The 12,402-nt window shown below is 52.1% G+C and carries 11 protein-coding genes; 9 read left to right on the top strand and 2 right to left on the bottom strand.

The genetic code is table 11. The features are described from left to right. Positions 1–228: 228 nt before the first annotated feature. Positions 229–447 (bottom strand): hypothetical protein, encoded by a 219-nt coding sequence (locus tag ABC336_RS17345; protein WP_413239831.1) that lies wholly within the window; start codon positions 445–447, stop codon positions 229–231. A 168-nt stretch (positions 448–615) separates the two neighbouring features. Between ABC336_RS17345 and ABC336_RS17350 the strand changes: the two genes are divergently transcribed. The 9 genes from ABC336_RS17350 to ssuE all read left to right on the top strand — a co-directional run bounded on the left by ABC336_RS17350 (position 616) and on the right by ssuE (position 11,709). After that, positions 616–1,683 carry a glycoside hydrolase family 15 protein gene (locus ABC336_RS17350; protein ID WP_413239832.1) on the top strand — a complete coding sequence of 356 codons (1,068 nt, stop codon included), beginning with the start codon at positions 616–618 and terminating at the stop codon, positions 1,681–1,683. Between the two features lie 223 nt (positions 1,684–1,906). Further along, on the top strand, positions 1,907–2,083 hold the full coding sequence (locus tag ABC336_RS17355) for a hypothetical protein (protein WP_413239833.1): 177 nt from the start codon (positions 1,907–1,909) through the stop codon (positions 2,081–2,083). Between the two features lie 240 nt (positions 2,084–2,323). After that, positions 2,324–3,955, top strand: a complete 1,632-nt coding sequence (locus ABC336_RS17360; RefSeq protein ID WP_413239834.1) for a response regulator transcription factor — start codon at positions 2,324–2,326, stop codon at positions 3,953–3,955. Beyond that, positions 3,945–5,789: a sensor histidine kinase gene (locus ABC336_RS17365; protein ID WP_413239835.1), complete on the top strand. Its 1,845-nt coding sequence runs from the start codon at positions 3,945–3,947 to the stop codon at positions 5,787–5,789. Before ABC336_RS17360 ends, ABC336_RS17365 begins: the two co-directional genes overlap by 11 nt. 104 nt (positions 5,790–5,893) lie before the next feature. After that, positions 5,894–7,282, top strand: coding sequence for an ABC transporter substrate-binding protein (locus ABC336_RS17370; protein ID WP_413239836.1), 1,389 nt, complete (start codon positions 5,894–5,896; stop codon positions 7,280–7,282). Between the two features lie 33 nt (positions 7,283–7,315). After that, positions 7,316–8,242: a carbohydrate ABC transporter permease gene (locus ABC336_RS17375; protein WP_413239837.1), complete on the top strand. Its 927-nt coding sequence runs from the start codon at positions 7,316–7,318 to the stop codon at positions 8,240–8,242. Next, on the top strand, positions 8,242–9,072 hold the full coding sequence (locus ABC336_RS17380; RefSeq protein WP_413239838.1) for a carbohydrate ABC transporter permease: 831 nt from the start codon (positions 8,242–8,244) through the stop codon (positions 9,070–9,072). The genes ABC336_RS17375 and ABC336_RS17380 overlap by 1 nt, the downstream gene beginning before the upstream one ends. 31 nt (positions 9,073–9,103) lie before the next feature. Further along, complete coding sequence (locus ABC336_RS17385; protein WP_413239839.1) at positions 9,104–10,963, top strand: beta-L-arabinofuranosidase domain-containing protein; 1,860 nt, start codon at positions 9,104–9,106, stop codon at positions 10,961–10,963. A gap of 170 nt (positions 10,964–11,133) precedes the next feature. Further along, positions 11,134–11,709: an NADPH-dependent FMN reductase gene (ssuE, locus tag ABC336_RS17390; RefSeq protein ID WP_413239840.1), complete on the top strand. Its 576-nt coding sequence runs from the start codon at positions 11,134–11,136 to the stop codon at positions 11,707–11,709. A 107-nt stretch (positions 11,710–11,816) separates the two neighbouring features. Here the strand turns inward: ssuE and ABC336_RS17395 are convergent, their stop codons facing one another. Continuing rightward, the gene (locus ABC336_RS17395; protein WP_413239841.1) at positions 11,817–12,359 is read right to left on the bottom strand and encodes a recombinase family protein; all 543 of its coding nucleotides are present in this window, start codon (positions 12,357–12,359) and stop codon (positions 11,817–11,819) included. Positions 12,360–12,402: the final 43 nt, after the last annotated feature.

Raw genomic sequence — 12,402 nt, forward strand, 5'->3', positions numbered from 1 at the left:
AGTCGCTCCTTCCGCCTGCTACAGTGCACCTTTCTTGCTTGTTCTAAAGATACCATATCCCGCGAGAGGCTGTCGTCCTTCTCCAGGTCAACAAAAAAACTGGACCGAAGTCCAGTTGACGTATGTTCGCCGGGCGGAAGACGAGGGGCCGCTGCGGAACCGCAGCCGGTGTCTTAACCTCTTGGCTGTTGTAATCATATGCTGGGAGTAGACCAAGGTGGCAGGCTGTCAGAAGATGGGCATGCGTGCGCGTCTGCCATCCTTGTAGTAGACGATGGCGTCGGTGCTGAACAGGTCGATGCTGATAATTTTGTCTTTCAGATGGGATAAAAGCGCTTCCTGACTGTGCAATACGGACAGCAAAAAAGGAATCAGCTTCTGATCGGTGCCGACCAGATTGACCGGTATGGAATCTTCATTGACCCGGATACAGCAGACGTGGCTCATTAACGCATCATCTCCTTATCATTTGTGGATGGGATCCTGCAGAATATCTATAATACCATCTTTGAGCTGCAAAAAAGCTCGAACGATGGCGGGGTTTAAAGAAGTCTTCTTCCGGCCACAATGAGTGACAAAAGCGAGTAACCACAAGGTGCCAAGGAGGAAACGCCGATGCTGACAGAAAGCTATGCCGTGCTAACTAAATTATGCTTGCCGCATGGATTGTATGTCGCCAGCCCCTCGCAGGATTACCGATATGTGTGGATACGAGACAGTATATACATGTCATTACCCCATTTGGACAAATCTACACAGCTGTATGAAAAAACATTTTACCGCCTCTTCGATCTCTTCCTCGATTACGAGTGGAAGCTGGACTGGATCGCCATGCAGCGTCCGCAGATGGAGTGGGAATACCTTCATGCGCGCTACACCCATGACCAGGTTAAGGAGATCCACCACGAGGATTGGGGGCACATCCAGCATGATACGATCGGCGCGTTCCTGTATGGTGTAGGGGCGGGGCTGCAGCGGGGCAAGCCGATGCTGCGAGACGGCAGGGATGCCAGGATCGTCCAGAAGCTGGTGCACTACCTGGAGCATGTCCGGTACTGGGAAGATCCGGATAACGGGATGTGGGAGGAGTGGCGCGAGATCCACACCTCTTCGGTTGGTGCATGCGTAGCTGGTCTGAAAGCGGTGGAGCGCATCGCCGAGGTGCCGCCGGGTATGGTCGAGAAGGGTCTGCGCACGCTGCTGGAGCTGTTCCCCGCGGAGAGCCGGGACAAGTCGGCCGATCTGGCGCAGCTCAGCCTGATCTATCCCTACCGGCTGTTCTCGGGCGTGATGGCCGAGGCGATCGTGACCAATGTGGAGCAGCGGCTGCTCAGAGAGCGCGGCGTCATCCGGTACGAGGGCGACAGCTATTACAGCACGCTGGAGGAAGAGCACGGACGCGGGCATCCCAGGGGCTTCTATGAAGGAACGGAAGCGGAGTGGACCTTCGGCCTGCCCTGGCTGGCCTTATGTCATCTGGAGCTGGGCAATCTGGACAAGGCCAGGCAGTATGTCCGCTGGAGCGAGGAAGTGATGACTGAGCCCGGATGCTTGCCGGAGCTGTACTATCAGGGAACAGCGACACCCAATGGCAATACGCCGCTGGGCTGGAGTTGTGCGATGTACATCCTGGCCCGGGAGGCAGTCTCCAGCCGCGAGCAGGCCGCGCAGCATCTGGCGTAGCGGAAGTCGCAGGGAACGGTGACGATGAGAGATCGAACGTACGTGCGAACTATGGGGCCGCAGGTCATGTCGGAGGAGACGTGACCTGCGGCTTCTTGTGCTGCGGTCTTAGACAGGCAAGTCCCTCGAAACCTCCAGGTTATGGATAGCGTATAAAGGAGAATTACACCTAAGCGCACGCTACCGAAGCGAGTTTCCTTCGGATATTTTGAGGAGGGTAATCATGGATATCGGATATAGTTTTGGGTTATTCAGTTTTGTCCCGTTCTTGTTGTTTGTTGTATATGGACTGTTTATTCTGCTGGGACTGACGGCGCTATTCCTGCTGATCAAGCTGATGATGCGCGCCATTACGGCCTTGGAGCTATATATCGACGAGAAGCGGAGCCGGGGATTCTGAGGCTTCTGATGGACATTTGCAATTAATGGGGCTGAACAAAAAAGGGACATTGCAGTTTGCCCGCACTAGGTGCTGGATGCTGCTATAGGGCGGGTTAACGGGGTGTCTGCGGATAGCAGACACCCCGCTTCAGCTTGCACTAGACGGCAAAACGAACGACTTATATAATAATAGTACCAAACTAAGTTTTACAATATAAAACTTGCCAAACAGACCGAAGATAGAGGGGGATGGACGCCAGTGCTTCAGGTTCTGGTTGTTGACGATGAGCTTCGGCAAAGAAGAATTCTATCTAACCTTATCCGTGAATACCACAGTGAATATGAAGTATTCGAAGCCCAAAACGGGGAAGAAGCGTTGTCGCTTTGCTTGGAAAGAAAAATGGATATCGTCTTTAGCGATATCCGCATGCCCAAATTGGACGGGCTGCGGATGATTGAAAGCATCTGCGAACAAAATCCCGAATTAAAAATCGTTATCGTAAGCGGTTACAGCGACTTTGAGTATGCACGAAAAGCGCTTCATTTGCGAGTGCAAAAATATATTCTGAAACCTATCCAGCCGGAGGGGATCCGGGAAACCCTCCGGCAACTGAAGGAAGAAATTTCTCGAGAGCGTCACAGCCGTTTGGAGAATGAGACGATGGCGGAACAAGTATACAAGCTTCGTCCGTTATATTGCGATTATCTTATGAACAAGTGGATGAACGGGGAATGCACCCCGTTCGAATTGCAGGAAATTGAGACGCTTGTGCACGCTCCAGGCCAAGGCTGCGCAATCGTAATCCGATTAAGCCGTCCCGGCTCGAACGGCCTGGAGACGACGGCGGAAGCTTGGAATACGATCAAGTGGGACGCTCGAAATGGGCTGACGGAATTGCTGCCGCCCTTCGGTCACTGCGTCTCTTATTTCTTGCACCAGAATACCAATGCGGTTGCAAGCTTGCTGCGTTTTGACTCGGCGGACAAGATAGATACGGCTCGTCTGCAAGATGAGCTGAGTCAGCTGGCGATGCGGCTCTCCGGTACTTTCGGAATCAAAGCGACGGTAGGTATCGGACAGTCGCAATTGGACATCTTCAGCGCCGTGCAGGAGGCGATTCTGACGGCTGAGACCGCCTTGCGAAGTCATTTCTACAACGAGGACCGGCTTGTCTTCTGCTACAGCGAACCGGCATATCCGTCTGACGAATTCAAGGGCCTGCAGCAATTCCAGGATGAGTGCATGCCGCTTGCTTACGGACAAAAGCCGGTAAACCCGGCTGCGGTGGATCAGATCCTGGGGCGTTTGCTCGGAGATGGCCGACCCGATCCTGAGCTGCTGCTGGATTGTGCTCGCACGCAGCTGCTCCAGCTGATCCAAGGCGCGCGGAACATTATCCCCGGCGCTGCGGCCGACGCATTGGCACGAACCGTCGATATGCTGCTGGATCCGGTCCGCTGTGTCGCCATGACCGTGTTTAAGGCACATCTGCTAGTCATTCTTGAAGAGACCAGCGCTTTGATCCAGACACAGAGAGAGAATAAAAATAATATTGTGATGGAAAGGTGCCTGCATTACGTTCATAGTCACCTCGGAGAGGAAATCTCATTTGAAGATCTGGCCAAAAGATTTTACTTCCATCCTTCGTATTTCAGCACGCTGTTCAAGAAATATACAGGCATGCCTTTCACGGAATACCTGACCCGTCTCCGCGTCGAGACTGCCCATTCTATCCTGCGCAATTCGGACAAGAAGGTCTATGAGGTGGCTCGGGAGGTCGGATACCGGGACGTCAAATATTTTACCAAGCTGTACAAAAAGCATTATGGCTTGACGCCAGAGGAAGGCCGGAAATTTGGTGATCGAGGAGCACATTCCCATGGAGAATAAACCTGAGCGTTTAAAGGAATGGCTGATGCGTCTAAACGCAGGAATCAAGCTCCGAACCAAATTTTTCCTTTTGTTTTTTGTTCTGTTGATGGTGACGCTGCTCTTATCCAGTTATGGCTACTATACGTACAGTTTGGATAATGCGGTGGAGCAGCACAGCAAAGAAGCTTATCAGAATATCCGGCAGAGCAGCATCATCCTGGATCAGAAGCTGTTGAAGATTGTAGAGAATAGTGAGTTGATGATGAAAGACAAGGATATCTACCGCATTTTTGGTGCGATTGATCCCGAAGACCCTAATGATTTGTTGAGGTACGATCGTGAGTTGAAAAGAATTATCGCCAAATACTTTAATTACGACGAGCAGATTTATTCTCAAACGATCATGACGAGCTACTATACATTTGGCGAAGGCTTTGTGCCTTACGACAAATTTAAGGACTCGACGCTCTATGCGAATATCCTGCAAGGCGAGGGCGAGCTCGTCTGGGAGCCGACCTATGATTTCCTGAGGATGTTTCAGCAAGAATCTCTGATTGGTGCCGATGTTTCCGCATTTCAATATCTCTTTTCCTGTGGCAGACTATTGAATCTTTTTGACAATTCGTCAGGAGATATCGTCACCCTCCCAGGCGACAAGGAAACGCCAGTCTTGCTTATTAATTTCAAGCTGGACTTCCTTGGAGATTATTACGAAGATCTCGCCTTCGGCGACAAGCGGATGTTTTTTGTGCTCTCTCCCGATGGACAACTTGTATTCTCCAACAACGCTCCCCCCTCAACTGCGGAGAAGGCCGCCCCTTGGGTGACTGACTTGCCGCTCGACAAGACAGGGACGCTGCATGCGCGGGATGGCGCAGATGACATGGTGATCAGCTATGACACCTCCCAAGTGACAGGCTGGACGCTCGTGTCTGCAATCAGGTACCAGGACTTGATTCCCGAGGTGTCCGGCAACATCTTCAGCACCGTCGCCAGGCTGGGAGGCGCTGTTCTGATGATCTCGCTCTTGATCGCTTACTTTATGTCGATGCTGATTACCAAGCCGTTAAGCCAGTTAATGAAGGCCATTCGCAAGACCGGACGCGGCGATTTCACCAGCAAAATCCCGGTTCGCGGGCACGGCGAACTGGACAATGTCATCCGGCGCTTCAACGATATGAACGATAAAATCCAACTGCTGATCCACGAAAGCTACGAAGCGAAGCTGTTGGAGAAGCAAGCTCAGATCAACAGGCTGAATACCCAGTTGAATCCGCATTTTCTATACAATACGTTAAACCTCGTCAGCTGCATTGCCATCGAGCAACGCTCTCATGAGATCAGCAACATTGTCTCTTCATTGTCTCGAATGCTGCATTACACCGTTCAAAACGATAAAGCCGTGGGCGTTCTCCAGGAAGAGCTGACATGGCTTGAAGATTATGTATTTATAATGCGTTGCCGATTCGAGGATCGTCTCGATTACGCTTGCTATGTGGACAGCAGTCTGGCGGACCGTGAAGTTCCGCGCTTGTTCTTGCAGCCCTTTGTCGAAAATGCCTTTGTGCATGCTTTCGATCAGATGGAGAGGGGCTGCATGCTGCGAATCACCGGGTGGCAGGAGGGCGAGCGGCTGTACTTTACCGTCCGCGACAATGGACAAGGGATGAGTGCGGAGCGTGTAATGGAGATTATGACCGGGGACAGAGGCTCCTCTGTGGGGATGATTAACGTCCACCGCCGCTTGAAACTGATGTACGGTGAACAATTCGGAATCGAAGTCCAATCCAACCCGGGAATGGGTACAACCATTCTGATCTGCCTGCCCGCTTGGACGGAAAATAACCAATGAGTGTCCCCCTGTTACAATCATCATCGAATTTCGCGCTTGCTTCCCAGATGTCATACTTAACTTGCACACCAAATGAAAACGCATTCCAACTAGGAGGGAAAGGTATGGCGCAAAGAAGACTAGCGGTCGCGGGGGCACTATTGGCAGGCATTGTGGCTGTAGCAGGCTGCAGTAGCGGAAGCGGGGGAGATGAGACGGGGAATAACGCTCAACGTCCTCCTTCCTCGAGCAAGTCAAACGAAGAAATCAATCTTCGCTTCACGTATTGGGGATCGACGTACGAGAAAGACGTCATCAACAAAGCAATCGGCAAGTTTACGGAGGACACGGGAATCAAGGTAGAGGGGATCATCATTCCTTCCGAGTATGAGACGAAGCTGACGACGATGATTGCCTCGAATGACGCGCCCGACGTAGGCTACTTGGGGCCTCCTACGGCCTACAAATGGTACGAGGATGGAAAGCTGGCCAATATTAAAGAACTGATTGAAACCGATTCCCAAACCAGTGAGGAAGATTATATCGACGGCGTCATGGTGAAGAAAGGCGATGACATTGTCGGGTTGATGAACAATCTGGAGTCCTTCGCGCTGTTTTATAACAAGGACGCCTTTGAAGAAGCGGGGATCGAAGCCCCTCCCGTTAAGCCGGAGGATGCCTGGACATGGGAGGAGTTCATTGAAGTCGCCAAACAATTGACGGTGGACGATAAGGGCAGAAATGCGCTGGATCCCGAATTTGACGCAAAAAATATTCGGCAATACGGTTTTAATATGAACCTATGGTCCGGCACTTTGGAAGCGCTCTTAATCCGCAACGGGACACAGTATTACCCGGATATGGGAGATGAAACGGGGATCAACACGCCTGCCTTCAATCAAGTCTTCCAGAACGTCGCAGATCTGATCAACGTTCACCAGGTGATGCCAAGCCCGACGACAGCCAAGAGTATGCCTGCGCCTGCGGTGGCTCTTCAGTCCAAGCGTTACGCTATGGTACTCGACGGGCAATGGGTTACGAATGACTTCGCCAACTCCAAGGACCTGAATTACGGCATCGCCGTCCTCCCGAAGATGACGTCGACGACTGCCGTCTATAGCGGCGCGCTTGGCGTAATCTTCGCCGAGTCGAAGCATCCGAAGGAAGCCTGGCTGCTGCTGCAGTATATTACGAATCCGGAGAGTGCGATCGAGCTGTTCCGCGACGGTCTCTGGATGCCCAACCTCAAAGAGTATTACACCGACGAGAGTAAAATCGACGTCTGGGCTTCCGTTAATCCCGCGAGAGTGGAAGGCTACAAGGACGTCCTGGTTGATCCGATTGTAGAGGACAGTCAGGTAACCTCGGAGGTTTATGTAAAGAACTTTGGTGAGATCAACAACATTTTGTTCCCTGCCCTGGATCAGGCCTGGACCGGAAAGAAATCGGTCGACGACGTCATGGCGGAAGTTATGCCCAAAATCACTCCGTTACTGGAAGGCAGCATTCAGTAGGCGGACAAAACATAAGAAGAAAGCGTGATTAGGATGCATCCGAAGCGACACTTTGACACGGCGCCCGGCGCCAGAAGCCGATTCAGGAAAGAAACGTTGTATGGCTACGGGATGGCCTCTCCGGCCATTCTGGGCTTCTTCATCTTCACCTTGGGTCCACTGCTGGCAAGCCTGTATTTAAGCTTTACAAACTATTCCATCACCAATGATTATTCCTTTGTCGGCTTCGATAACTTTCGACGGCTGTTCACTGGTGAAGACACTTTTTTTTACAAATCGCTGATTGTCACATTCTATTATGTCATCCTTGCGGTCCCATTCAGTTTGCTGGCGGCATTCGGCATGGCGCTCCTGCTAAAAAACAAAGTGCGGGGAAAAACGGCATTTCGCGCTATCTTTTATTTGCCTTCTATCGTACCTGTCGTGGCCACTTCGACCATTTTCATTTGGCTCCTTAATCCCGACATCGGCCTATTCAATCAAATTCTAAGCTTCTTCAACCTTCCTACCAGCTTATGGATTTATGATGAAGCTACAGTAGTTCCTACGTTGGCCTTTATGAATATTTGGTCGGTAGGCGGGACGATGTTGATTTTTCTTGCCGGTCTGGAGTCGATTCCCGATCATTATTACGAAGCGGTCGAGATCGATGGCGGGGGAATCTGGCACAAGCTGACGGCAGTTACGCTGCCGATGCTGACGCCGACCATTTTTTTCAATCTCGTCATGGGCATCATTAACGGTTTTCAGTCATTCTCCGAAGCCTATATCATGACGGAAGGCGGGCCTAATAACGCATCGTTGTTCTATGTTGTGTATCTGTACCGTGAAGCCTTTACCAACCAACGGATGGGCTCGGCAAGCGCCATTGCCTGGATTTTGTTCACCATCATTCTGGTTTTGTCGATCATCGTGTTCCGCTCCTCCAAATCCTGGGTTTATTACGAAGGTGAGAAATAATGACGATCAAAAACTATCGGAAGGCGCTGCTTTATGCGATGCTGATCACCGGCTCAGTCGTCTTCATCCTGCCCTTCATCTGGATGGCACGCAGCGCAATCATGGATCCTTCGCAAATTTTTATCGTGCCGCCCGTGTGGATTCCGGATCCTGTAAAATGGGATAATTTTCGGACGGCATTGGAAACCGTACCTTTTGGCCGTTATTTTTTAAATACGCTCCTTATCGTTGCCGGCAGCGTCACCGGAGCTGTACTGACCAGCGCATTATGCGGTTACAGCTTCTCCAGGCTGCGGTGGCCGGGAAGAGATTTTTTCTTTGCTCTGCTCATGACCGGCTTGATGCTGCCTTACGCTGTAACGCTTATCCCTACGTTTCTTGGCTGGCGATCGGTAGTCGGACCTAATAGCTATCTTCCCTTGATTTTGCCGGCATGGTTCGGCGGCGGGGCCTTTAATATTTTTTTGATCCGGCAATTTATGCGTACGATTCCCAAGGCGCTGGACGAGGCCGCGCTCATGGACGGCGCCGGATATTTCCGCATCTTCACCCATGTGATCTTCCCCTTATCCAGGTCGGCAGTCATTGTCGTGGCGCTTTTTCAATTCCTGGCTGTGTGGAACGATTTTCTGGGACCTCTGGTCTATGTCAACAAGGAGTCTATGTTCACATTGGCACTTGGCTTGCAGCAGTTTATAGGGTATTATACCGCCCAGTGGGAGCTGCTGATGGCAGCGGCGACGATGGTGGTGATCCCGCCGATCCTGGTGTTCCTGGTCGGTCAAAAGTATTTTATCCACGGCATCGCCGTCTCGGGAATTAAAGGTTAGCAAGGGCACAAATACAGGAGGAGATACGAGCGTGATACCATTGAAAGGCGCCGACGTGCTTGTGCACGACGGAGAGATCAAACGCAGGAGAGAGGCTAACCGAGCTTATCTTATGAAGCTGAGCAGCGACAACCTGCTGCTGAACTATCGTGTGGAAGCCGGCCGGTTCCATGGGCGGGTCGTCCCCTCGGACGCGCACGGCGGCTGGGAATCGCCCGTCTGTCAGTTGCGGGGACATTTCCTCGGCCACTGGCTCTCTGCGGCTGCGCTGCATGTTGAAGCAACTGGCGACAGGGAAGTGAAGGCCAAGCTGGATCATATTCTTGACGAGCTGGCAGCATGCCAGCAGGACAATGGCGGGCGATGGATCGGACCGATCCCTGAGAAATACCTGCATTGGATTGCAGCAGGGAAAAGCGTATGGGCGCCCCAATACAATCTGCATAAGCTGCTCATGGGGCTCGTCGATGCCCACCTCTACACCGGAAGCGAGCAGGCGCTGACGATCGCCGACCGGTTCGCCGACTGGTTCGTCGACTGGAGCGCCCCATTCTCAAGAGAGCAGCTAGACGACATCCTGGACGTCGAAACCGGCGGTATGCTGGAAGTATGGGCGGAGCTGCTCCATATTACCGGACAGGCAAAATACAGCACGCTGCTCGACCGCTACAATCGCAATCGCCTGTTCGAGCCGCTCCTGGTGGGGCGCGATCCATTGACGAATATGCATGCCAACACGACCATCCCGGAAGTGCTCGGCTGCGCCCGGGCATATGAAGTGACTGGAGAGAGTCGATGGATGGATATCGTCCAAGCTTATTGGCAATGTGCGGTAACAGACAGAGGGTGCTTGGCGACAGGTGGACAAACGGCGGGCGAGGTCTGGATGCCCAAACAAAAGATGAAGGCGCGTCTCGGGGACAAAAACCAGGAGCATTGTACAGTATACAATATGATTCGGCTGGCCGAGTTTTTGTTCCGGCATACAAGCGATCCCGCCTATATGCAGTATATTGAATATAATATCTATAACGGTATCATGGCGCAGGCGTATTATCAGGAGTACTCCCTGACCGGCAACAAGCATAATCATCCTTCGACAGGACTGTTGACTTACTTCCTGCCGATGAAAGCCGGCTTGCGCAAAGATTGGAGTACAGAGACCGACAGCTTCTTCTGCTGTCACGGGACGATGGTTCAGGCTAACGCTGCCTGGAATCAAGGGATTTATTACTTGAAGGACGACAAGATTTATGTCTGTCAGTACTTTGAAACGGAGATGAAGGCTGCCATTGGCGGCGCCGAGGTGCGCATCCGTCAATCCCAGGATCGGATGAGCGGCAGCATCCTGGATTCTTCGAATACCGCTGGTCATCATGCGATCAACGACATGACTGCACTGCACGAGAACATGCCAGCCTACCGCAAGCACGACTTCGTCGTCACTACCCGCGAGCCGCAAGTCTTTGAGCTAAGGCTCCGCATCCCCGAATGGGTCCAGGCGGAAGCGCAAGTCTATGTGAACGGGGAGCTGCATGGTGCAACGCAGGCCAGCGGGCAATTCTATGCCATCCGGCGGAGCTGGGAAGAGGGCGACCGCGTGAGTCTGCTGCTGCCCATTGGTATCCAGTTCATCCCGCTGCCTGATGACCAGAGCATGGGGGCGTTCCGTTACGGACCGGAGGTGCTGGCGGGAATAGGGGAAACCGAAAGAATGTTCGTTGCGACAAGCGGCGATATCACCTCTGAGATCGAGCTGGAGAATGAGCGAGAGTGGGGGAGCTGGCGGTATTTCTTCAAATCGGTAAACCATGATCCGGCGATTCAAATGCGACGTATTCGGGATGTTGGCTACGAGCCTTATCAGATCTATTATAAGGTGAAGCGTTAAGCAGGTAAGATGGCGAGGGCCTCAGCGAGAAATCGGCTGAGGCCTGTTTGCTTATTTCTGAGTTATCCAATAGGGAAACATAAATGTAAATATAGCTGACTTATCGCCGGATATCGACTATAATGGGTTACAGAATGAATGTTGATTGAATCTCGAATGGAGGGAACGTATTGAGTCATATCGTTATTATCTCGGGCAGTCCAACCCCCGGTTCGCGGTTGAACGGACTGATCAACCACGTCGAGAGCAAATGGCTGGCAGAAGACATCAAGGTAAGTCATATCCGGGTGGCGGAGCTCCCGGCGGAGGCGCTGCTGCACGCCAAATTTGGCGATGAGGCGATCGTCAAGGCGGTAGGAGTAGTGGCGGAAGCGGATGGCGTCGTCATCGCAAGCCCCGTCTATAAGGCCTCCTATACAGGCGTATTGAAGGCGTTCCTGGATCTGCTGCCGCAGACCGGTCTTCGGGACAAGATCGCACTGCCGCTCTTCATCGGCGGTACGATCGCTCACTTGCTCGCCATCGATTATTCGTTGAAGCCGGTGCTCAATGCGCTGGGTGCCCGCAACATCCTCGGCGGCGTCTACGCCGTGGACCAATGGGTCGAGCGCCTGGAAGGCGGCGAGTTCAACCTGTCGCCTGAGCTGCTGCTGAGGCTGGATGCTTCCGCTGCCCAAATGTCCGAAGAGCTGCACTGGCACGGCCTCCGGCTCCAAGAGCGGGAGAAAGCCGCTGCCGACGAGTAAGATGGACGGTCAAGATCCGGTCCGCAATAACGCAGAAAAGCCTTCTCCGTATGGCCTTGCCGGTCTTGAGGAGGAGGCTTTTTTCTGTGGGGGTCCACAACTCAAAATCAATTTTCCAGATAGCGATAGAGTGTGGTTTTGCTGATCCCGGTCTCTTCCTTGATTTGAGCAAGGTTATATTGTTGACTCTGGTACATACTGATGGCGCGTTTTATGTTTTCATCCGGTTTCCGCGGCCGTCCCAGGTGCATGCCTTTTTGTTTAGCTTCATACATGCCTTTCTTTGTGTTTTCACTGATGACATCGCTTTGGAAGTTCAATAGATGCTGCACGTTCGCCTCAAAGGTATCCTTTGCTTGACAGCTCGTGTCAATACCTTCGGTTATGGAATGAAAGAAGGCTTGTTTACTGTGCAAATGATGAAGGAGTTCGGCCAGATGCCGAGTAGAATCAGCCAAGGAGAAGAGCTTGGCAACGACGAGCGTATCCCCTGGTCCCAACATATGCAGGACCTTCTTCAATACGACTCTTTTTTTTGGAGATGAATGCTCTTCCTGCAGGATAGAGTTGCAGTCATGCGCCTGCAACTGACTTAGCTGAACCTGGCAATGGACATCGTCCTGATAAGGCCGCATATAGCCGATTTTCATTCTTGCTCACCTCTTCTACCCTTACTGTAATAAGCATAACACA

Source organism: Paenibacillus jepli, from assembly GCF_047238105.1.
Classification (GTDB): Bacteria; Bacillota; Bacilli; order Paenibacillales; family Paenibacillaceae; genus Paenibacillus_D.

Coding starts and splice junctions, on each gene's coding strand:
- ABC336_RS17345 (WP_413239831.1), bottom strand. CDS start 447: ATGAGCCACGTCTGCTGTATCCGGGTCAATGAAGATTCCATACCGGTC.
- ABC336_RS17395 (WP_413239841.1), bottom strand. CDS start 12,359: ATGAAAATCGGCTATATGCGGCCTTATCAGGACGATGTCCATTGCCAG.
- ABC336_RS17365 (WP_413239835.1), top strand. CDS start 3,945: ATGGAGAATAAACCTGAGCGTTTAAAGGAATGGCTGATGCGTCTAAAC.
- ABC336_RS17355 (WP_413239833.1), top strand. CDS start 1,907: ATGGATATCGGATATAGTTTTGGGTTATTCAGTTTTGTCCCGTTCTTG.
- ABC336_RS17350 (WP_413239832.1), top strand. CDS start 616: ATGCTGACAGAAAGCTATGCCGTGCTAACTAAATTATGCTTGCCGCAT.
- ABC336_RS17380 (WP_413239838.1), top strand. CDS start 8,242: ATGACGATCAAAAACTATCGGAAGGCGCTGCTTTATGCGATGCTGATC.
- ABC336_RS17375 (WP_413239837.1), top strand. CDS start 7,316: ATGCATCCGAAGCGACACTTTGACACGGCGCCCGGCGCCAGAAGCCGA.
- ABC336_RS17370 (WP_413239836.1), top strand. CDS start 5,894: ATGGCGCAAAGAAGACTAGCGGTCGCGGGGGCACTATTGGCAGGCATT.